The sequence below is a fragment of the Bradyrhizobium sp. GW821-FHT13H06 genome, from assembly GCF_058803975.1.
Map to the genome: position 1 here is coordinate 40,838 of NZ_JBXAPN010000019.1, position 20,647 is coordinate 61,484.

Annotated in this window: 20 protein-coding genes; 18 read left to right on the top strand and 2 right to left on the bottom strand. The window is 61.5% G+C overall.

The genetic code is table 11. From position 1 onward, the window contains the following. Nucleotides 1-37: 37 nt before the first annotated feature. From AC1RQP_RS39450 to AC1RQP_RS39480, 7 genes are read left to right on the top strand one after another with little or no spacing between them, the layout of a single operon-like run. Nucleotides 38-937, top strand: a complete 900-nt coding sequence (locus tag AC1RQP_RS39450) for a branched-chain amino acid ABC transporter permease (RefSeq protein WP_492943054.1) — start codon at nucleotides 38-40, stop codon at nucleotides 935-937. After that, nucleotides 937-1,860 carry a branched-chain amino acid ABC transporter permease gene (locus AC1RQP_RS39455; RefSeq protein ID WP_492943056.1) on the top strand — a complete coding sequence of 308 codons (924 nt, stop codon included), beginning with the start codon at nucleotides 937-939 and terminating at the stop codon, nucleotides 1,858-1,860. Before AC1RQP_RS39450 ends, AC1RQP_RS39455 begins: the two co-directional genes overlap by 1 nt. Further along, nucleotides 1,857-2,603, top strand: a complete 747-nt coding sequence (locus AC1RQP_RS39460; protein WP_492943058.1) for an ABC transporter ATP-binding protein — start codon at nucleotides 1,857-1,859, stop codon at nucleotides 2,601-2,603. The genes AC1RQP_RS39455 and AC1RQP_RS39460 overlap by 4 nt, the downstream gene beginning before the upstream one ends. Next, on the top strand, nucleotides 2,603-3,295 hold the full coding sequence (locus tag AC1RQP_RS39465; protein WP_492943059.1) for an ABC transporter ATP-binding protein: 693 nt from the start codon (nucleotides 2,603-2,605) through the stop codon (nucleotides 3,293-3,295). Before AC1RQP_RS39460 ends, AC1RQP_RS39465 begins: the two co-directional genes overlap by 1 nt. Continuing rightward, complete coding sequence (locus tag AC1RQP_RS39470) at nucleotides 3,279-3,962, top strand: DUF2848 domain-containing protein (protein ID WP_492943061.1); 684 nt, start codon at nucleotides 3,279-3,281, stop codon at nucleotides 3,960-3,962. Before AC1RQP_RS39465 ends, AC1RQP_RS39470 begins: the two co-directional genes overlap by 17 nt. A gap of 24 nt (nucleotides 3,963-3,986) precedes the next feature. After that, on the top strand, nucleotides 3,987-5,294 hold the full coding sequence (locus AC1RQP_RS39475) for an amidase family protein (protein WP_492943063.1): 1,308 nt from the start codon (nucleotides 3,987-3,989) through the stop codon (nucleotides 5,292-5,294). Nucleotides 5,295-5,342: 48 nt separating this feature from the next. Further along, nucleotides 5,343-5,795, top strand: a complete 453-nt coding sequence (locus AC1RQP_RS39480) for a hypothetical protein (RefSeq protein WP_492943065.1) — start codon at nucleotides 5,343-5,345, stop codon at nucleotides 5,793-5,795. Between the two features lie 128 nt (nucleotides 5,796-5,923). Here AC1RQP_RS39480 and AC1RQP_RS39485 read toward each other — a convergent pair whose 3' ends face one another. Beyond that, the gene (locus tag AC1RQP_RS39485) at nucleotides 5,924-6,265 is read right to left on the bottom strand and encodes a hypothetical protein (RefSeq protein ID WP_492943067.1); all 342 of its coding nucleotides are present in this window, start codon (nucleotides 6,263-6,265) and stop codon (nucleotides 5,924-5,926) included. Between AC1RQP_RS39485 and AC1RQP_RS39490 the strand changes: the two genes are divergently transcribed. Continuing rightward, nucleotides 6,264-7,028 (top strand): Gfo/Idh/MocA family protein, encoded by a 765-nt coding sequence (locus AC1RQP_RS39490; protein WP_492943069.1) that lies wholly within the window; start codon nucleotides 6,264-6,266, stop codon nucleotides 7,026-7,028. The genes AC1RQP_RS39485 and AC1RQP_RS39490 overlap by 2 nt on opposite strands. A gap of 450 nt (nucleotides 7,029-7,478) precedes the next feature. Continuing rightward, nucleotides 7,479-8,012 (top strand): LabA-like NYN domain-containing protein, encoded by a 534-nt coding sequence (locus tag AC1RQP_RS39495; protein ID WP_492943071.1) that lies wholly within the window; start codon nucleotides 7,479-7,481, stop codon nucleotides 8,010-8,012. Nucleotides 8,013-8,077: 65 nt separating this feature from the next. Here AC1RQP_RS39495 and AC1RQP_RS39500 read toward each other — a convergent pair whose 3' ends face one another. Then, complete coding sequence (locus AC1RQP_RS39500; protein WP_492943073.1) at nucleotides 8,078-9,367, bottom strand: NAD(P)/FAD-dependent oxidoreductase; 1,290 nt, start codon at nucleotides 9,365-9,367, stop codon at nucleotides 8,078-8,080. Between the two features lie 590 nt (nucleotides 9,368-9,957). Here AC1RQP_RS39500 and AC1RQP_RS39505 point away from each other — a divergent pair. The 9 genes from AC1RQP_RS39505 (at nucleotide 9,958) to rbbA (ending at nucleotide 20,646) form a co-directional block, all read left to right on the top strand. Continuing rightward, entirely contained in the window at nucleotides 9,958-10,119 is a 162-nt protein-coding gene (locus tag AC1RQP_RS39505) for a hypothetical protein (RefSeq protein ID WP_492943074.1), read from the top strand. A 260-nt stretch (nucleotides 10,120-10,379) separates the two neighbouring features. Beyond that, nucleotides 10,380-11,003 carry a TetR/AcrR family transcriptional regulator gene (locus tag AC1RQP_RS39510; RefSeq protein ID WP_492943076.1) on the top strand — a complete coding sequence of 208 codons (624 nt, stop codon included), beginning with the start codon at nucleotides 10,380-10,382 and terminating at the stop codon, nucleotides 11,001-11,003. After that, the gene (locus AC1RQP_RS39515; protein WP_492943078.1) at nucleotides 11,000-12,847 is read left to right on the top strand and encodes a PHA/PHB synthase family protein; all 1,848 of its coding nucleotides are present in this window, start codon (nucleotides 11,000-11,002) and stop codon (nucleotides 12,845-12,847) included. Before AC1RQP_RS39510 ends, AC1RQP_RS39515 begins: the two co-directional genes overlap by 4 nt. A 5-nt stretch (nucleotides 12,848-12,852) precedes the next feature. Continuing rightward, the gene (locus tag AC1RQP_RS39520; RefSeq protein WP_492943080.1) at nucleotides 12,853-14,349 is read left to right on the top strand and encodes a bifunctional enoyl-CoA hydratase/phosphate acetyltransferase; all 1,497 of its coding nucleotides are present in this window, start codon (nucleotides 12,853-12,855) and stop codon (nucleotides 14,347-14,349) included. Further along, nucleotides 14,268-15,440 carry an acetate/propionate family kinase gene (locus tag AC1RQP_RS39525; protein ID WP_492943135.1) on the top strand — a complete coding sequence of 391 codons (1,173 nt, stop codon included), beginning with the start codon at nucleotides 14,268-14,270 and terminating at the stop codon, nucleotides 15,438-15,440. Before AC1RQP_RS39520 ends, AC1RQP_RS39525 begins: the two co-directional genes overlap by 82 nt. Nucleotides 15,441-15,444: 4 nt before the next feature. Continuing rightward, the gene (fabI, locus tag AC1RQP_RS39530; protein ID WP_492943082.1) at nucleotides 15,445-16,218 is read left to right on the top strand and encodes an enoyl-ACP reductase FabI; all 774 of its coding nucleotides are present in this window, start codon (nucleotides 15,445-15,447) and stop codon (nucleotides 16,216-16,218) included. 178 nt (nucleotides 16,219-16,396) lie between these two features. Further along, nucleotides 16,397-16,687 (top strand): phasin family protein, encoded by a 291-nt coding sequence (locus AC1RQP_RS39535; protein WP_492943084.1) that lies wholly within the window; start codon nucleotides 16,397-16,399, stop codon nucleotides 16,685-16,687. 33 nt (nucleotides 16,688-16,720) lie between these two features. Beyond that, the gene (locus tag AC1RQP_RS39540) at nucleotides 16,721-17,866 is read left to right on the top strand and encodes an HlyD family secretion protein (protein ID WP_492943086.1); all 1,146 of its coding nucleotides are present in this window, start codon (nucleotides 16,721-16,723) and stop codon (nucleotides 17,864-17,866) included. Continuing rightward, entirely contained in the window at nucleotides 17,863-20,646 is a 2,784-nt protein-coding gene (gene rbbA, locus AC1RQP_RS39545) for a ribosome-associated ATPase/putative transporter RbbA (protein ID WP_492943088.1), read from the top strand. Before AC1RQP_RS39540 ends, rbbA begins: the two co-directional genes overlap by 4 nt. The last annotated feature ends 1 nt before the right edge of the window (nucleotide 20,647 follow it).

A 20,647-nucleotide genomic window follows, 5' to 3' on the forward strand; every position in this document is an offset into this window, starting at 1 on the left:
GAGGTTCACTGATTTCGATGACGGAAGGCATAGACAGATGTTGAATGCAGTCATCCCCTTGCTGCTGGACAGCCTGGCGAGCGCCGCGCTGATCTTCTTCGCGGCGGTCGGCCTGACGCTCGTCTTCAGCGTGCTGCGCGTCCTCAATGTCGCCCATGGCAGCCTCTATTCGATCGGCGGCTATGTCGCGGCCTCGATCTGCCTGTTCATCGCCAGCCGGCAGCTCAACCCGTATTGGTCGTTCCTGGCGCTCCTGTTCAGTGCGGTGTGTGTCGCGGCGATATTCGGTCCGTTGATCGAACGGGGCCTCATCCGCTGGACTTATGGCAAGTCGGAGGCCGTGCAGATCCTGATCACGTTCGGGCTGTTCCTCATCCTGGAGGATCTCCAGCGCGTAGCCTTTGGCGTGCAATCTTTCTACGAAGACGCGCCGATGCGACTGCTCGGCACCACCTCAATCGGTAGCGTCGTCTATCTCAACTACCAGATCCTCCTGATTGGGATGGCGTTCCTGGTTGTGATCGGCTTGCGGCTTCTGATCAACCACACCCGGCTGGGGCGCCTGATCACGGCTGTGGTCACCGACCGCGAGATGGCGCAGTCGATCGGCATCGACACCAACCGGATCTTCATCCTGGCGTTTTCGCTCGGCGTGTTTCTCGCCGCATTGGGCGGTGCGCTCGCGACGCCGACCTCGGGCATCGCACCAGGTCTCGGCGCTGACACCATGGTGCTCGCCTTTGCGGTTGCGGCGATAGGCGGTCTCGGACAGATCGAAGGAGCCGCATTGGCCTCGCTGATCGTGGGCCTGGCGCGCGTGCTGGCGATCTATCTTGCTCCGTCACTGGATGCCGTCGCGCCTTATGCGGCGATGCTTGTCGTTCTCCTGATCCGTCCCTATGGCCTGTTCGGATCGGTGGCGGCGCGGAGGATATGATGCCAACGATCATTGCCGCCGCGGCGGTCCTCGTCCTCGCGCTGCTGCCTCTGGCCGCGCCCTGGCTTCAATTCGTCCTAACGCTTGCCATAGCCAAGGGGTTTGCGGCGCTCGGCGTCGCCGTGCTGCTCCGCGCCGGACTGATCTCGATCGGTCATGCGATGTTCTTTGCCGCGAGTGCCTATGGCGTCGCGTTTCTGGCGCGCGCCGGCATCAACGACCTTGGCCTGCTGCTGATTCTGTCGGTGCTGGGCGGAGCGCTCGTTGGCGCCGTGGCCGGATCGTTTCTCGTCCGCTATCGCGCGATCTTCTTCGCGATGCTGAACCTCGCGGTCTCCATGGTGTTCTACGCGTTGTGCGCCAAGCTCTACGGTGTCACCGGCGGGACCGACGGCATGCCGGTGCCGGTCCCGGCGGTTTTCGGGATGGTGCTTGGCGAGCCGGCCTTCAAGAGCGTGCTGTTCTATCTCAGCCTGGGGCTGATGGTGCTCGTCGGTCTGGCCGTGCAGCGCTACCTGAACAGCCCGCTCGGTCACGCGCTCTCGGCCGTCCACACCAACGAGATCCGGCTCGAATATCTGGGCATCCCGGTCTGGGCGGTTCTGCTGATCGCCTATGTCGTCTCGGCGGCGCTCGCCGCCCTTGGCGGCGCGATCGCCGGCTTTGCGATCGGTCGCGTGGTCCCGGATTTCGCGTTCTGGACCGCATCCGGCCACCTCGTGCTCATCGCCGTGCTCGGCGGCATCGGTGGGGTGCCGGGCGCGTTCATCGGTGCCTTGTTCCTGGAATTGCTGCACAGCGCGGCGGTGACCGTCACCGATTCCTGGAATTTGATCGTGGGCGTGACACTGATCATCGTGATCATGTTCATGCCGCAAGGGGTCTATGGATTGTTCGCGCGCAAGGAGGCGACGAGCCTATGACGCGTCCCATCCTGGAAGCAAAAGGCCTCCACGTCTCATTCAACGGCGTCAAGGCCGCCGACGACGTCAGCATCGCGATCCATGACGGCGAGTTCCTCGCGATCATCGGTCCGAATGGATCGGGCAAGACGACGCTGCTCAACATCTGCACGGGCTACATCCGCCCCAAATCGGGCAGCGTGTTGCTCGACGGCCACGACATCACCCACCTGTCGCCGCGTGCCATCGCGCGCCGCGGCGTCGCCCGCGCATTCCAGATCCCGCAACTCTTCTCCGCACAGCGTGTGATCGACAATATGATGCTGGCCCTGGCCGCTACCGATGGTCTGTGGAGCGCGGTGAAGCCGCTCGAAACGGCGAGGCGGCGCGAGGAGGCGAGGGCGTTGCTCGACCTGGTCGGGCTCGCCGACGATGCCGACCGGATCAGCAGCACGCTTCCCGAAGGACATCGCAAGCTGCTGGATATCGCGGTTGCGCTGGCCCTGAAGCCTCGGTTGCTATTGCTTGACGAGCCGACCAGTGGCGTGAGCGCCCTCGAACGCTTCCCGCTCATGGAGGCGCTCATGGGCGCGCTGCGCCAGCGCCGCATCACGGCGCTGTTCGTCGAGCACGACATGGACGTGGTCGCGCGTTACGCGAGCCGCGTCCTGGTATGGAACGCCGGCAACATCATGGCCGAGGGCCGGCCCGACGAGGTGTTCAGTAATGCGCAGGTCCGCCAACGTGTCGTGGGGGTTGCTTGATGCTCAGGCTCGACAAGGTCAGCGTCTCGATCGAGGGCGTTCGCGTGCTGCGCGCCGTCAGCTGCGAGATCATCGCGCGCAAGACGACGGTGTTGATCGGCCGCAACGGCGCCGGCAAGACCACGACCCTGCGCGCAATCATGGGCCTCGTCGCGCTTGATGAGGGCTCGGTCTGCCTCGATGCCGACGATCTCGGCAGGAGGCCCGCCCACACCCGCGCCCGGGCCGGGATTGGCTATGCGCCGGAGGACCGCCGCCTGATTCCGGAGCTGAGCGTGGAGGAGAACATTCGCCTTCCGACCTTGGCGCTGAAGCTCGACCGTGCCGAGATCGCGCGCAGGCTCGACGAGATCTTCCAGCTGTTGCCCGAATTGCACGTGATGCGTGCCAGGCTGGCCGGGGGCGTGTCCGGGGGGCAGGGGAAGATGGTCGCGCTGGGGCGTGCGCTGACGGTGGCACGTAAGGTGCTGCTGCTGGACGAGCCGTTCCAGGGTCTAGCACCGGCCCTCGCGCTCGACTACGCGCGAACGCTCGGCGAATTGCGCAAGCATCGGCCCGAGCTTGCCATGCTGATCACCGAATCCTCGCCCGCGCTGCTCGACCGAATCGCCGACAGGACGCTGCAGATCGAGCGCGGCGAAATCCTGACCACATCGACCAAGGATAGGGAATTCCATGTTGCTGCGATTTGAACGCCTCGCAAAGGACCGGACCGATCGTGTCGGGGTCGAAATCGACTCCCTTGTCATCGCTGGCTGGGCGGGCAGGGACGCGGCGGCGATTGAGCACCATATCGAGGAGCTGGCTGCGCTCGGCATTCCGCGTCCCTCGACCACGCCGCTCTACTACCGCGTCGCGGCGCAAACATTGACCCAGGACAGTCGGCTAACAGTCCTTGGGCCGGACAGTTCCGGCGAGGTCGAACCGGTCATCGTCGCCATGGCTGACGGGCTTTGGGTTGGCATCGGTTCGGATCATACCGACCGCAAGGCGGAGGCGTCCGGCATCGCTCTTTCGAAGCAGCTCTGCGGCAAGCCAATCGGCCCACAGCTCTGGTCATATGCCGATGTCGAGGGGCATTGGGATCAACTGGTCCTTCGCTCGTGGGCGACGATCGAAGGGAAACGGATTCTCTATCAGGACAGTCCGGTCGCCTCGCTCAGGACGCCGCGCGATCTCATTCTTCGCTACACCGGGACAGACATGGTACCGGCCGGCACGCTGATGTTCTGCGGTACGCCGGGCGCGATCGGCGGCATTCGGCCTGGGACGCGTTTTGAGATGGAGCTTAGGGATCCGGTCCTTAACCGGTCTCTGACGCATAGTTACGACGTCGACGTCCTGCCAGTCGTCTCCTGAATTCCTCCTCCGAGGCGCCGTGTCGTGACAGCAACGCAGGACCGATCGCATTCTCCCGCCGTAGCACGGCTGGAGGCGGCACTCGCGAGGATCCATTCAGAGGAAGCAAAAAATGTCTTCACGGTGGTGTTCGCAGACAGCGCCCGGTGGGAGGCCGAGGCCGCGGATCGGCGCGCCGCTGCCGGAACGCCCCGCGGTCCGCTTGATGGCCGCATTGTTTCGGTGAAGGCGTTGTTCGCCGTTGCCGGCACGGTCACGAGCTCCGGGTCTGCCGTCCTGCGCGACCTGCCACCGGCGGTTGTGGACGCCGAGGTTGTGAAACGGCTGCGGGCTGCGGGTGCTGTCGTCATCGGCAAGACGCAGATGACCGAGTTCGCCTTCTCTGCGCTGGGTACGAATTCGCATGACGGAATGCCGGGCAATCCTCAAGATCGCGCTCGCGTTCCTGGAGGCTCTTCATCGGGCGCCGTGGTCTCGGTGATTGACGGCATGGCAGAGCTCGCCATCGGCAGTGATACTGGAGGTTCTATTCGAATCCCGGCCGCGCTGTCGGGCGCGGTGGGCTTCAAGCCGACCAGCGGATTCGTACCGAGCGGCGGCGTGTTCTCGCTGTCATCCACGCTGGACACGATCGGTCCGATCGCCTCGAACGTCGAAGACTGCTTCGTGGCTGATCAGGTGCTTTCAGGTGAAGGTGCGCCGTCGCGGCTGCGGCCCGCATCCCCCGGCACGTTCCGCCTGAACGTTGCCCGCGGGCGCCTGTTCGATCGATGCGAACCCGAGGTGCTCGCTGCGTTTGAGAAGGGTCTGGACCGCCTTCGATCAGGCGGCTTGCAGATCAAGGATGTATCCATCGAGGCTGCGCTCGATGAGGTCGCCCAGATCGACAAGATCGGCACCTTCCCGTCGATCGAGGTCGGAGCAACGCTGCGCAGTTTGGGTGTCTCGGTGCTTGATCGGGTCGATCCTCGAACGCGAGTCCGCATCGAGGCCGGCGCCGGAATTCCCGCCACGGACTATGTGCGCATGATGCGGCTCCGACGGGCGGCGATCTGGTCGTTCGAACAGTCTTTCGGCAACAATGAGGTGTTCGTCCTGCCGACGACGCCGATCCGGGCGCCGCTGATCTCTTCCATTACGGAGGATGCGGCGTTCCATGAGCTGAACGGTCTCGTGCTGCGCAATCCGCGCGTCGCCAACTTGCTCGACTGCCCGTCGATCTCGCTGCCGCTTTCCGTCGATGAGCTTCCGATCGGACTGATGCTTGTCGGCCGCAGGAATTCTGACCGGCGCTTGCTGGAGATTGCATCGTGCATCGAAGCAGTGCTGTAGCCCTAAGGGCTGCTCGCTGCCGAATGCATCTCGCCTGTGAGCGTAAAAATGAAGAGTGAGGGGTTCTGGATTGTGGTCCCTGCCATCGCAATCATCATGTTCATAAACCATCCTTGTATCGATGCTGGTCCGACGTGCGCTGTCCAATACTTGACTGTCGACACAACAGAACACGGGAAGCGAAAGCGGAGCCGGTTCGTATACAAGATCATGATCGCCGCGTCGTTGCTAACGATAGCAGGGCTCGGTGCGCTGGCGGCTCTCAGCGCGTCGGTAGCTGAAAAAATGCTGGATCGAGATGCTTGCTCAGAGAACAGGCTTATCGGTGAAGGGGCTGCTGACAGAATCACGGCTTGGCTGGAATCGCGCCGCCACTTGCTTGAGGCGCTCATCGCAGATGAGATCGAACTGAGCGGAGTGGCGGGATCGGAGGCCGATCCGTCAGCTTCGGTCGAAGACGCTCACGAACACCTTCTGTCCCGTCCACTTCGGGCGACCTGACGGCATCCACATTAGGGAGCCAAACCTGCAAATGGCCGGGGGGTACGACCCTCGAACGCGTGGTTGGTACCAAGTCGCAGCCGCAGGAAAGCAAACGATCGTTGCCAAGCCTTAACGTCATCGCCGATTCATCCAACGCTGCTGCGCATAGTAATCGTTACGTCAAAATTGCCGGAATGACACCCAACGCCTTTTGCGGGCAAGTTCCATCCGGTGGACGATGCCAGCTCGATGGCTTGCTGGATGTTTTTGCCACGGAACCCGGCGCGCTCGATAAAGCGCCGGAAGAGTCCGGGCGCTTTTGCGATGATGGTATTTCGCTTGGGCACGACCACCATGTCCGCGCGCCGCTCGATGCCGGCCACAATGTCGCGCACGACTGCTTCGCGCGAAATCATTTTCCAAAGGCCTTTGTCATTTCCACCCCACAAGGCACAGCCTGCGGGATCGGCCACTACGTCGTCCATCATGATCCGGATTGCAGTCGTCGGCCTTGGCAAGATAGCTCTCGATCAGCACTTGGCTGCAATTGGCGCAACGCCCGAAATCAATATAGGTGCGGTGGCAAGTCACCAAGGATCCCTGCCGGGAATTCCGTCATTCGCCACGTTGGACGACCTGTTAGCTCCGGACGTCGAGATCGACGCGGTCTCGTTGTGCACTCCGCCTCAAGTCCGTCGAGGTCTGGCTGCGACGGCGCTCTTCTCCGGCAAGCACGTGTTGCTCGAAAAGCCACCATGCGCCACAATCAGCGAGGTGAGCTATCTGAAGACAATGGCGAGCGAAAGGCAGCTTTCATTATTCGCCACGTGGCGCTCTCGCTATGCTCCCGCAGTCGAGACTTTACGTGCTATCCTTCAAAGCCGTCAGATCGTATCAGTGAAGATCGATTGGAGAGAAGACGTCAGGGTGTGGCACCCCGGGCAGACCTGGATTTTTGGCGCCGGCGGCCTTGGTGTCTTCGATCCCGGGATAAATGCGCTCTCGATCCTGACGGGAATAACGGGTGAGCCCCTTTTTGTGACAAGTGCGATCCTGGATTTTCCAAGTAGTAGGCAGGCTCCCATAGCGGCGACCGTGGAGCTCACCGACGAACGAGGCATTCCAATCGTTGCTCATTTCGACTTCTTGCATCCTTCCCAAAGGCTGGCGGCACCGCATGCCAGCGCAAATGCGCCGTTCAGAGCGCCTCCTCGATCAACTTCTGAGTTCGTCCCTGCCATCCGGCAATGATCTTACCAGGGATGGTGGCTTTCTTTTCACGAACGATCAGACGTCGGATTCTGCAGGGCAGCAATGCGGTTGACAAAATAGAACGGTACCGTATCGTTTATCAAGCCGCATTTTTGATCCTTCGTCGGGAGCTTGGCTCATGCCTGCCGTAGGCTCCGTTCACCGCAAATGAATTGCAAATCTTTCGTTTGCAAGTATACGGGCGGCCGCCTGGATCACCCCGAGTTGGACGCAGCACCAGCGGATCTGAACTGAATGGAGGATCCCAATGCATCGCGCCTGGAAGTGGTCCGCGACTTGCGGATTTCGCCGACAGGTTCTTGGCGGGCTCGGATTTTTCGGTTGGCACGTTTGACTCCGGTGAAACCGGCCATTGGGTCGTGAGAATCCAAGCCGTGTCGATTTAGATTGTTCGCTAGAAGCTGAGCTCACTGGAAGAGTGTGTCAAAGATGACTGCCATGAATGCCAGAATGGTGTTGCTCATTGACGGCGCAAGCCTTCATGCCGCGACTAAGATGTTAGGCATCGATGTCGACTTCAAGCGTTTTCGCGGGGAATTCGCGACCAAGGGCTCGCTGCTGCGCGCGATCTATTATACCTCGACTGTCGACAACGGAGAGGTGCCGCTGCGACCGCTCCTGGACTGGCTGGGATATAACGGCTTCAAGGTGGTTGCAAAGCCGATCAAAAGATTCGCAGATGCGTCCGGCCAGCTCACGATCAAGACCAGTATCTCAGTAGAACTCACGATTGATGCAATCGAACTTGCTCCGCGGCTCGATCGTGTCGTTCTGATCTCGGGTGACGGCGATCTGCGCGCCTTGGTCGAGCTTCTGCAACGCCGCGGTGTCCTTGTCACCGTTGTTTCGACGATTTCAATGGTCTCCGACCGATTGCGAAGGCAGGCCGACGAGTTTATCGATCTCGCGGACCTCAGGTCCAAAATTCAAAGCGAGAGCCCCCGCCGCAGGCCGGCCAGGTAGCCAGGATGGGAGAGGGGGCTTCGACGGTCAAAACCGGGGAGTGTCAGAAGATCGCTTAGGCTCGCCTAATCCATACGCATCGCCGGTTTGACTTGGCGGTTCAAAGTGTCGGCGAGCCAAAGGAGGCTGCCGCGCAGCCATCCGTTGAGACGCACTTGATGTTCGCGATAAAGCAACGCATGGCCGAGCTGCGCGGCCCGACCGCGGATAAAGCCCCCGTCAAAGAAACCGAACTGGCCAAGTGACCCGAATGCATCAAAGCCGCCAAGCGACACCAGCGAGCCGAAGTCGCGATATTTGAAGCTGGACGTGACATCACCACCGAGCATTCGCGGCAGGTTCCTGATCATAAACCGTGCCTGTTGGCTGGCGACTTGCGCTGTCGGCGGCAGCGGTCTGTCTTGTCCCGGCAGGGTCAGGCTTGCACAGTCCCCGAGGGCAAAGATGTCGCGATCGCGCGTGGCTCGAAGAGTCGGACTGACCACGAGCTGACCGCCGCTGGTCTTTTCCAGTCCATCGATGCCGTTCAGGACATCCGCGGCCTTCACGCCCGCTGCCCAGACCTTGAGCTCGCATTCGACGATGCTGCCATCTTCCAATCGAAATCCTTCCTCGTCAGCGCCGGCCACATGCGCGTTCAGGCGTATTTCGATCCCCAGGCTCTCGAGCCTTTGCCTCGCAGCAGCGGAGATGCGTTCGGGAAATGCGGTCAGAAGCCGCTTGCCGCGATCCAGGAGGACGATTCTGATCAGATCAGGAAGCCGCTTGATGCCATAACTGCTCGCAAGCTGCGCCAGCGCGACGAGTTCGGCGGCAAGTTCGACGCCGGTCGCCCCGCCGCCGACAATCCCGATGCGCAGCTTCCTGCTCTTCGCGAGACAGCGAAAGACCCGTAACCGGACCTCTTCGTTAAAGGCGACGGCTTCGCCGCGCGAATCCAACCGCTTGCAATGCTCGAGAACGCCAGGCGTGCCGAAATCGTTGGCCTGGCTACCGACGCTCAGGATGAGCGTATCATACGGAATCTCGCGGGGGGGCACCAGCTCCTCTCCTGACCTCGATTTCAGAGGCGCGAGACGCACCCGGCGGGAGGCTCGATCTACCGCCGTTGCCTCGCCGAGTTCGTAGGCAAAGCCGCTCCGGTGCGCCTGGGCCAGATAGGCGGCCTGTTGCTCGGACAATTCGCGCGTGCCAGCCGCGATTGTGTGCAGCATAGGTTTCCATACGTGAGCAGGCTCGCGGTCTATCAGCGTGACCTCGAGAGCATGCGTCGAGGTTCTCTTGCCCGCCAAATGCCTGGCAACGTCGAGACCCGCTATGCCGCCGCCGACGATCACGAGACGATGTGCTTTCATCAGAGTTCTCCTGTTGAAAAGGTCGTGCCAGCAAGTCCCCGATCGATGTGTGGAAATAAAGCATGCCGTATCAAATTCGTTCCGGACTGGGAGGGAGGTGGGAGGAGATCTGATGATGACGGCAGAGCCGACCCCGCCACAAATGTCAATCCGTTAGCGAGCAACGTTGCGCTCGGAAATTTGAAGAAATCAAATCCAGTTTGGCGGTTGACTAAAACAAAACGGTACCGTACCGTATACGGCGTGAACATAAGCCTCGAAACTGCCAGTCAATAATTCGTGCTGACAGGGGCAGCGTGAGGTTAACCTGCATAACTGTGCTGACCGCTGACCTCGTCTGCCGCGACCGTGCCTCCTCCCAGGCAGCCCCCATCGGTCGGTTTGTGGTCGGCTACACGACCGGCCTGGATTGCCAGGCCGGTCGTGCTTTTCCCTGCAGCGGGGATGTGACGCATCGAGATCGGGAAATAGAGGGATCAGTCTCGGTCGCTCTTGATGTCGGAGGTGGCTTTCTGTGCGGGGCTCGTGAGAAGGTGGCGTCCTGTCGCCAAAGACGTGCGTAATTCGTGCGCAGGCAGCCGAGCGTTTCGATGGACGTACAAATCGCAAAAGCCAACATCGAGCTCTTCAAGAGGCTGTTGACGGTCGAAACGGACGAACAAAAACGCAGCACATTGGAGCGCCTTCTCGCTGAGGAACGATTGAAGCTCACCGCTGCCCTCAACCGCGAGAACGAGAAGAAAAAGCGATAGCCTGCCGGCGCTCGCTGCGGGATTGGCGCGGTCCAGGCTTTCAATGGTGCAACAAGACGGTGGCTTGTGCGACCGTCATGCTCTCTTCTTGTCGGGCCGAAATAAAGCAGGTGCATGTTGATGACCTGTTGTGACGAAAGTTGATCCAGGTCAATGTTCGGTGCGCCAGGTCATCTACATGTGGGTCAACACTGGTTGACCGAAATGATCGATCGAATGTACATTCGGGACACCGCAATCGCAGTTGTTGGAGAGCATCCATGTCTCGGCAGGCGGTAGCTCGAAAGCTCGAAATTTCGACTCGCGATCGCATTCTGAATGCTGCGGTTACGCGATTCTCGCGATATTCATACGAGGAGACGGGATTGCGAGACATCGCCGCTGATGTCGGGGTAGATGTATCTTACGTGCACCGCTGCTTCGGTTCGAAGAAACAGCTCTTTACTGAGGCCGTTCAGGCGGCAATCCAGCCCCTTCACTTTCCGGCCGGCGACACGCGTAACCTTGCTCGCTCCGTCGCTCGGCAATTTCTTACCCGCGAAGCCGCTCGTGCCCGCGGCAATGTCGCTCCGCTGGACATTATTGTTCGCTCGCTCGCAAGTCCGGAAGCATCGCGGGTCGTCCGTGACTTCATTCTGAAGGATTTTGTGAGCCCGCTTGCCGAGAGGCTAGGACAAGCGGAAGCCGCCAATGCCACTTTGATAGCGGCATTTTTGGCGGGCGTAAGCATCCTTAGAAATGTGCTGCGCGTCTCTCCCTTGCTTAAGGCTAAGCCTGATGAGTTCGAGACGCTGATCGCAGATGCCGTCGAGCAGATGATGAAAGCGGCCCCTGCTTCCCCAGGCAGAGATGCGTCAGGAAGATCAAGAAGGAGCCTGCAATGAATGGTACGGCATCTGTTGTGCCGATGAACCGTCCGGTTGCCTCGGTGCTGAAGGTGATCTCGGATCCCCAGTCGTCCCAGGCGCGACCCAAGGTGTGGGCGCCAGAAGACGAAAGCGTCGGAAGTGAAGCGTTCCGATCAATCGATCGGATGCGGGAAGCGCTTGCCGCTCAGTTGAGCGGGGGTCTTTCGCCAGCCTCACTTGCGCTGGCTTTCTTCGACTGGTCGATCCACCTTGCGTCGGCTCCCGGCAAACAGCTGGAGCTTGCGGATAAGGCATTCCGCAAGACGGGACGGCTTTTGTCTTATCTTGCTGCGGCGAGTGCCTATCCAGACCGTCCTCCCTGCATCGAGCCGCTTCCTGGCGATGATCGATTTCGTGACGAGGCATGGGAAAGGCAGCCGTTCAATTTCTGGGCTCAGGCATTTCTGCTTCATCAGCAGTGGTGGCACAACGTCACCCATGAAGTGCCCGGCGTAACACCCCATCACGAGGACGTCGTCTCCTTTGCGGCGCGCCAGTTCCTCGATGTATTCGCGCCGTCCAACAATCCCTTCACGAATCCCGCGGTCATTGCGAGGGCGACCGAGACCGGTGGAGCGAACTTCGTGCAGGGTGGTCAAAATTGGCTGGACGACGTAACCCGGCTTGCTGCGCGGCAGCCACCCGTGGGCACCGAGCATTTCATCGCCGGGAAGGATGTCGCGGTGACGCCGGGCAAGGTCGTCTACCGGAATCATCTGATCGAGCTGATTCAATATGCGCCGGCGACCGAGACGGTGCAGGCCGAGCCGGTACTCATCGTGCCGGCCTGGATCATGAAATACTACATCCTCGACTTGTCACCGCAGAATTCGTTGATCCGATACCTCGTCGGACAGGGCCACACCGTGTTCTGCATCTCGTGGCGCAATCCGTCTGCGGAAGATCGCGACCTGAGTTTGGACGATTACCGGCAATCGGGGGTGATGGCGGCAATGGAAGCCATCAACGCCATCGTTCCCGACCGCAAGATCCACGCAGCCGGTTACTGCCTTGGAGGGACACTGCTGTCGATCGCAGCCGCCGGCATGGCGCGCGCGGCCGACGATCGATTGGGCTCCGTCACGCTGTTCGCGGCACAGACGGATTTCACCGAACCCGGGGAGCTTGCTCTCTTCATCGACCCCAGCCAGATGCATTTTCTCGAAAGCATGATGTGGAACAGAGGGTATCTGTCGGCCGACCAGATGGCGGGCGCCTTTTCGCTTCTGCGCACCAACGATCTCATCTGGTCGCGTCTCGTCCATGATTATCTGATGGGCGAGCGCACGCCGATGGTCGATCTCATGGCGTGGAACGCAGACTCGACCCGCATGCCCTATCGGATGCACGCGGAATATCTCCAGCGGCTGTACCTCGACAACGAACTTGCAGCTGGGCGCTTCATGGTCGGTGGCCGCCCGGCGGCGCTCCAGAATATTCGTGCACCGATGTTCGTCGTCGGGACAGAACGCGACCACGTCGCGCCATGGCGGTCGGTCTACAAGATCCACTATCTCACTGACACGGATGTCACCTTCGTGCTGACGAGCGGCGGGCATAATGCCGGCATCGTCAGCGAGCCCGGCCATGGAAGGCGGCATTTTCGCATTGCCTTGAAGCGGACGACCGATGCCTGCCTTGGCCCCGAGGAATGGGCCGCTGCGACCGCGCCGAAAGATGGCTCATGGTGGGTCGATTGGGTCCAATGGTTGGCCAGCCATTCTACGGCAGCACGCGTGTTGCCGCCGACGATGGGAGCCGCCGCAGCAGGTTATCCGCCACTCGAAGAGGCGCCGGGCACCTACGTGTTCCAGCGGTAACGAACATGGATGAGGCCTTTTTGAGGAACCGGACGTTTGACCAGCTGCAGCCGGGCGATACCGCCTCGTTGGTGCGGATCGTCGGGCGCGACGACATCGACCTGTTTGCCGCGGTCTCGGGCGACGCTAACCCGGCGCATCTGGATGCGGCGTTTGCCGCCACGGATCTGTTCGGTCACATCGTCGCGCACGGCATGTGGACGGGTGCGCTGATCTCGGCCGTGCTCGGCACGAAGCTGCCCGGTCCGGGGACGATCTATCTCGAGCAGGACCTCAAATTCCGCAAGCCGGTTGCTCCAGGCGATACCATTACCGCGACTGTGACCGTCCGGGAGAAGCGGCCGGAAAAGCACATTGTGCTCCTGGAGACGATCTGTACCAACGCGAAGGGCGATCAGGTTCTTACGGGTACGGCAACGGTCATTGCTCCCGTCCAGACCATCGAGTGGCCGCGGGCGACATTGCCCGATGTCTCACTCCGCCGACATGACCGCTACGATGCTTTCGTAAAGCAAGCCAGAAGCGGGCCCGCGGTCAAGGCCGCCATCGTGCATCCATGCTCGCCGGAGGCCATCCTGGCTGCCATGGAGGTTCGACAGCAGGGGCTGCTCGATCCGCTGCTGATCGGACCGGAGGCGAAGATTCGCTCCGCCGCCGAGGCAGCGCAGGTCTCGTTGGACGGCGTCACGGTCGAGGCCGCCCCGCACAGTCATGCGGCCGCGGCGCGGGCGGTCGAACTCGCGGTTGCCGGCAAGGTCTCGATCCTGGTGAAAGGCAGCTTGCACACTGACGAGTTGCTGGGAGCAGTTGTGGCGCCGGGTTCGGGGCTCCGGACGGAGCGGCGGATCAGCCATGTCTATGCCATGGATGTGCCGGCTTATTCGAAGCCGCTGCTGGTCACCGACGCGGCTGTCAATATCCGGCCGACGCTGGAGGAAAAGCGCGACATCTGCCAGAATGCCATCGATCTTCTGCATGTCTTGGGCGTGGAACAGCCGCTGGTCGCAGTGCTCGGCGCCGTTGAGACGGTCAATCCAAAAATGCCGGCAACACTCGATGCGGCTGCGCTGACTGTCATGGCCGCGCGCGGCCAGATCAGCGGCGCCAAGGTCGATGGACCGCTTGCCTTTGACAATGCGATCAGTGTCGATGCGGCGAGGACCAAAGGCATCGTCTCGCCGGTCGCAGGTCGTGCCGACATTTTACTGGTCCCAGATCTCGAGGCCGGCAATATGCTGGCCAAGCAGCTGATCTACTTTGCCGGCGCGACCGCGGCCGGTCTCGTGCTTGGTGCGCGTGTTCCGATCGTGCTGACCAGCCGGGCGGACCCTTTAACGGCACGCATCGCATCAGCGGCGCTGGCGAAGTTGGTAGCGGAGCCGCGCGACATGAAAGCACTGCGGCCGTCACGAGTGCCGATCTGCTCCTCACCTTCAACGCCGGCTCGTCGACGGTCAAGCTCGGCCTCTTCGAACTCGGTGCGTCCGGCGCTCGGCGGCTAGCCAAAGGCGAGATCGATTATCGCAAGGCGCCGCTCAGCCTCCGCATGACCGAAGGGCCCGTCGCGTTGGACGTCGAGCTGACCGCCAGACCGTCCGACGATCCGCACGAGGTCATGGAGGAGACGTTTGGCTGGCTGGCAAAGCACTTTGACATGAGCCACGTCGCTGCGGTCGGCCACCGCGTCGTTCATGGCGGGGACAGCTTTGCCGGTCCGGTGCGCATCGAGGATGCAACGATTGCGGCCATCGATGCGCTGACGATCCTGGCTCCACTGCATCAGCCGCAGAGCGTACGCCTCATCCGGGCGATCCGGCACCTTCGACCTAGCCTCACCCAGACCGCCTCCTTCGATACAGCGTTTCACCGAACCAACCGCGACGTCGTGCGACGGTTCGCCATTCCCCGCGCGCTGCATGATCAGGGACTCAAGCGCTACGGCTTTCACGGACTGTCTTACAAATATATCGCCGGCGAGCTGGCACGGCGCGTGCCCGAGATCGCTGCCGGCAAGGTCGTTGCCGCACATCTCGGCAGCGGGGCCAGCATCTGTGCGCTCGAAGGCGGGGTGGGCCGCGACAGCAGTATGGGGTTCTCGACGCTGGACGGCATCCCGATGGCGACCCGGTGCGGTGCGCTGGATCCCGGCGTAGTCCTGCATCTACTGGGACCGATGGCGCGTTCCCGCCACGAACTGGAACAGATCCTCTATCACCAGTCCGGCCTGCTCGGGGCATCCGGCGTCAGCGCCGACATCCGCGAGCTTCTGGCAAGCGATACCGCCGACGCGCAAGAGGCGATTGATCTCTTTACCTTCCGCATCGCCGGAGAAATCGCAAGGCTCGCGGCGACCCTCGGTGGGCTCGATGCCGTGGTCTTTACCGCGGGTATCGGCGAACATCAGCCGCCGATACGGGCCGCGGTTTGTGAGCGGCTGGCGTGGCTTGGCCTTCGGCTCGACACGGCGGCCAATGCGGCAAATGCCGAACGGATCAGTGCTCCCGCGAGCCGCATCGCCGCCTTCGTGATTTCGACCGACGAGGAGCAGGTCATCGCGGACGAAGCGCTTGCCGTGCTAAGCGAGAAGGAATGAGGCGATGACGGCCATTGTCGATCTTGCCGGTAAACGCGGGCTCGTGATCGGGATCGCCAACGATCACAGTATCGCTGCGGGCTGCGCAGCGGCATTCCGCCAGGCGGGATCCGATCTTGCAATCACTTATCTGAACGGCAAGGCCGAGCCCTTTGTGCGACCTGTTGCCGAATCGCTTGGCGCGCCGATCTTCGTTCCATGCGACGTGCGCATCCACGGTCAATTGGAGGCCGTGTTCGAGACAATCCAGAAACGATGGGGCCGGCTCGATTTCCTGCTGCACTCGATAGCCTTCGCGCCACGCGAGGATCTGCATACGAGCCTCACCAACTGTTCGGCCGACGGCTTTGCGCTGGCCATGGACGTTTCGTGTCACTCTTTCATCCGGATGGCGAGGCTTGCCGCGCCGCTGATGAGCGACGGCGGCTGCCTTTTGACGGTGAGCTTCTATGGCGCCGACCGTGTGGTGGAAAACTACAATCTGATGGGCCCGGTCAAGGCTGCGCTCGAGTCGAGCGTGCGCTACATCGCGGCGGAGCTCGCTCCACAGCGGATCCGGACCCATGCGATCTCTGTCGGACCGATCAAAACCCGTGCCGCTTCCGGCATTGACCGTTTCGACGAGCTGCTCGACGACATCCGCGCACGGACGCCGGCGCACCGGCTTGTGGCGATTGAAGAAGTCGGCCGCGTCGCCGCTTTCCTCGTCAGCGGCGCCGGTGCGCCGCTTTCCGGGTCAATCGTCTATGCCGACAACGGCTTTCACACGATGGCCTGAGCCGCCTGCAATGGTCGATCACAACGCCAGCATCGATATGCTTGTCGGCCGGCAACGGCCTAGCTGGACTGAAAGGTCAACAATCGTTGACTCAAATCAAGACATGACTCTTCCTATGGATCTAGGATTGTCCTGGTCTTTAGTGGGACCTTGATCAACCGAAAAAGGAACATCTCCGATGACACAAAATGCAGCCGCGCCGCAGTTTCCGTTCGCAAGCCCCGAATGGCTCAAATCGTTCACAGGAACTCCGGGAAATCTCAGCATGACAGTCAAGGAAACACTGGAGTTTGGTGCCTCCTGTTTCCAGGATCAGGCCGATCATCTGAGGAGGCTCGCTGGCTGCGAAAATCCTGCCGAGGCCGTGAAGTGCCAGTTGGAGTTCGCGCAGCAATCCTGGTCTCGATCGGTCGGCGAAGCGTTCAAACTGTTCAATAGTCTGCGTCCGTCCGGCTCGACGAGCGCGTGATACGGCAGCGGACCGCCTCGTCGGAGACAAATGATGGCTGAGAATGTCGACAACGCGGTGCCGGGACAGAGTCCCGTCACCTCGGCCAAAACGACAAAGCGCCTTTTCAGGACAACGGCGGGGAAGCGTTGGGCAGGGCTGCTGCTTCTCGTCGTATTGGCGGGCGGCGGCTATTACGCTTGGCAAAAGCTCAAAGATCCCGGTCTGCCCGCGGGATTCGCAGGCGGAAACGGCCGTATCGAGGCGACCGAAATCGACATCTCCACCAAAATCCCCGGGCGGATCAAGGATATCCTGGTCAACGAAGGCGATTTCGTCACGGCCGGACAGGAGCTGGTGCGGATGGATGCATCGCAGCTGCAAGCGCAGCGCCGTCAGGCGGAGGCGCAACTACGTCGTGCAATCATCAGCATCGACACCGCGAAAAGCCTGATCAGGCAACGCGACGCGGAGCGAGAGGCTGCAATCGCTGTCGTCGCTCAGCAGGATGCAAAGCTCGACCAGGCCGAGAGACAGCAGCAGCGCTCGGAGGTGCTGATCAAGACCAGCGCCGTCTCCCAGCAGGCACTCGACAATGATCGCGCCAATGCACTTACTGCCAAGGCGTCGCTCGCGGCGGCGCAAGCCGGAGTTGCCTCGTCCGACGCCGCGCTCAATGCGGCGAAGGCGCAGGTCGTGGATGCGGAGGCGGCCGTCGATGCCGCCCGAGCTGCCATCGACAGCATCGCGGCCGACATCGACGACAGTACCTTGAAGTCTCCGCGCGACGGCCGTGTACAATACCGCGTGGCTCAGCTCGGAGAGGTGTTGTCGGCCGGTGGCCGGGTTCTCAATCTCGTCGATCTCGGTGATGTCTACATGACCTTCTTCCTGCCGACGGCAGAAGCCGGCCGGATCGCTATAGGGGCTGACGCGCGTCTCGTGCTCGACGCCGCGCCACAATATGTCGTTCCCGCCAAAGTGACCTTCGTCGCCGATGTCGCCCAGTTCACGCCGAAGACGGTGGAGACCGAGGAAGAGCGGCAGAAGCTGATGTTCCGGGTCAAGGCTCAGATACTACCGCAGCTTCTGCAGAAATATATCCGCGATGTGAAGACGGGGTTGCCGGGCATGGCCTATGTCCAGCTCGACACCAACGCGCCGTGGCCGGCATCGTTGCAGCGCGGACTGGCGCAATGAGCGAAGCATCCGTCGCCGCCGCGCACCAGGCACTGCCAGTGGTGCGACTTGAATCGGTCGGGCTGTCCTACGGTAACACCCGTGCGCTCGGTGCCATCACACTCGACGTTCCATCCGGGTGCATGGTTGGCCTGGTCGGGCCCGATGGTGTCGGCAAATCAAGCCTGTTATCGCTGATTGCCGGCGCGCGGGTCATCCAGGATGGTCATGTCGACGTGCTCGGTGGCGATATGGCCGACGTCGTATACCGGACGCACACCTGTCCGCGGATCGCCTACATGCCGCAGGGGCTTGGCAAGAATCTCTATCCGACCCTTTCGGTGTTCGAAAACGTCGATTTCTTTGGTCGGCTGTTCGGGCAAGACAAGCGCGAGCGGGAACGTCGCATCGGCGAACTCCTGCAGAGAACCCACCTGGCGCCATTTGTGGACCGACCAGCCGGCAAGCTCTCCGGCGGCATGAAACAGAAGCTCGGGCTGTGCTGCGCCCTGATTCATGATCCGGACCTGCTGATCCTCGACGAGCCGACCACAGGCGTCGACCCGCTCTCGCGGCGGCAGTTTTGGGAGCTGATCGATGATATCCGCGCCGATCACCGCGGCATGAGCGTCATAGTTTCGACAGCCTATATGGAAGAAGCCGCGCGTTTCGACTGGTTGGTTGCGATGGATGCCGGCCGCGTCCTTACCACGGCAGCACCTGAGTATCTTTTGAAGCAGACCGGCGCTACGACACTTGACGATGCCTTCATTGCGCTTTTGCCGGAGGAGAGGCGAAAGGGACACACGCGCGTCGTCATCCCGCCACGGTCGGGAGAGGGCGATAGCGAGATCGCTATCGAGGCCGAGCACCTGACCATGCAGTTCGGAGGTTTCACCGCGGTCGACAATGTGAGCTTCCGCATTACGCGCGGCGAGATCTTCGGGTTTCTCGGCTCGAACGGCTGCGGCAAGACCACCACCATGAAGATGCTGACGGGGCTGCTGGCCGCGACATCGGGCAAGGCTCGGCTGTTCGGACAAGAGATCGACCCCAACGACATGACCGTGCGCCGCCGCGTGGGCTACATGTCGCAGGCCTTTTCCCTTTATTCCGAGCTCACGGTCCGGCAGAACCTTGATCTGCACGCCCGTTTGTTTCGCCTGGCGCCCGCCGCCATTCCGTCTCGCATCGAGGAGATGGCAGAGCGCTTCGATCTTGCCGGCATCCTGGACGCGCTTCCCGACGCGCTGCCGCTCGGCATCCGCCAGCGGCTGTCGCTAGCAGTGGCGATGATCCACGCACCCGAAATGCTGATTCTTGATGAGCCCACGTCCGGCGTCGATCCCGTCGCGCGTGATGGTTTCTGGCAAATCCTGGCCGATCTTTCGCGCAAGGACAACGTGACCATCTTCGTCTCCACGCATTTCATGAACGAGGCCGAGCGTTGCGACCGCATCTCGCTGATGCATGCCGGCAAGGTCCTCGTTACTGACACGCCCGCCGCGATTGTCAAAAGCCGCTCCGCCGCGACGCTCGAGGGCGCTTTCATTTCCTATCTGGAGGAGGTGACCGGTGTCTCGGACGATGCGGTCTTAACTCCCGCGCCGCCCGAGCCGGCCGAAGCCGGGCATGCCGCCGATCCCGAACGCTCCGCGGGGCAGGGCAAGCGCTTCTTCGATTTGCGACGCATGCTTGCCTACACCATGCGCGAAGGGCTCGAGCTGCGGCGTGATCCGATCCGCGCTGCGCTCGCCACCGTCGGCAGCATCATCTTGATGTTTGTCATGGCCTATGGCCTCAATTTGGACGTCGACAACCTGTCCTTCGCCGTCCTCGACAGGGACGCTACGACTCTCAGCCGTGATTATGCCTTGCAGATTTCCGGCTCGCGCTATTTCACGCAAAAGCGGCCCATTGCCGACTATAACGACCTCGATCGCCGCATGCGCAACGGCGAGCTCAGCCTTGCGATCGAGATCCCGCCTGGCTTTGGGCACGATCTGGCACACGGTCGCAAGGTCGAGATCGCTGCCTGGATCGACGGTGCCATGCCGAGCCGTGCCGAAACCGTGCGTGGCTATGTCCAGGGAATCCATGCGGCTTGGCTGATGCAGAAAGGCCGGCAGATCCTAGGCCGAGCGGCAACGGTCGGGGATTTTCGGCTTGAGCTCCGCTATCGATATAACCCAGGTGTCGAAAGTCTGGTGGCGATGGCGTCGGCGGTGATCCCGCTTTTGCTCTTGATGATCCCATCCATGCTCGCCGTTCTCAGCGTCGTGCGCGAAAAGGAGCTCGGATCGATCATCAATTTCTACGTCACTCCAGTCACTCGGTTCGAATTTCTGATTGGCAAGCAGCTTCCGTATGTCGGCCTTGCCCTGCTCAATGCACTGCTATTGGTTGCTTTCGCAGTCTTGGTCTTTCGGGTTCCGTTCACTGGCAGCCTTCTCAGTTTCATGCTGGCGGCGCTTCTCTACGTCAGCGCCACGACGGGCATGGGACTGTTGATCTCCACGCTCACGAGCAGCCAGATTGCGGCGATGTTCGCCACTACGCTGGTCACCCTGATTCCTGCCATCCAGTATTCCGGGCTGATCGATCCAGTATCATCACTTCAGGGCGTTGGCGCCGTTATCGGCCGGATCTATCCAACCACCTATTTCGTGACTATCGCTCGTGGGAGCTTTTCCAAGGCGCTGGGTTTTGCCGACCTGTGGAGGGAGTTTGTGCCGCTCCTGATTAGCATTCCGGTGCTGCTCGGTGCTGGAGCGGCTCTCTTGAAGAAACAGGCGCGCTGAT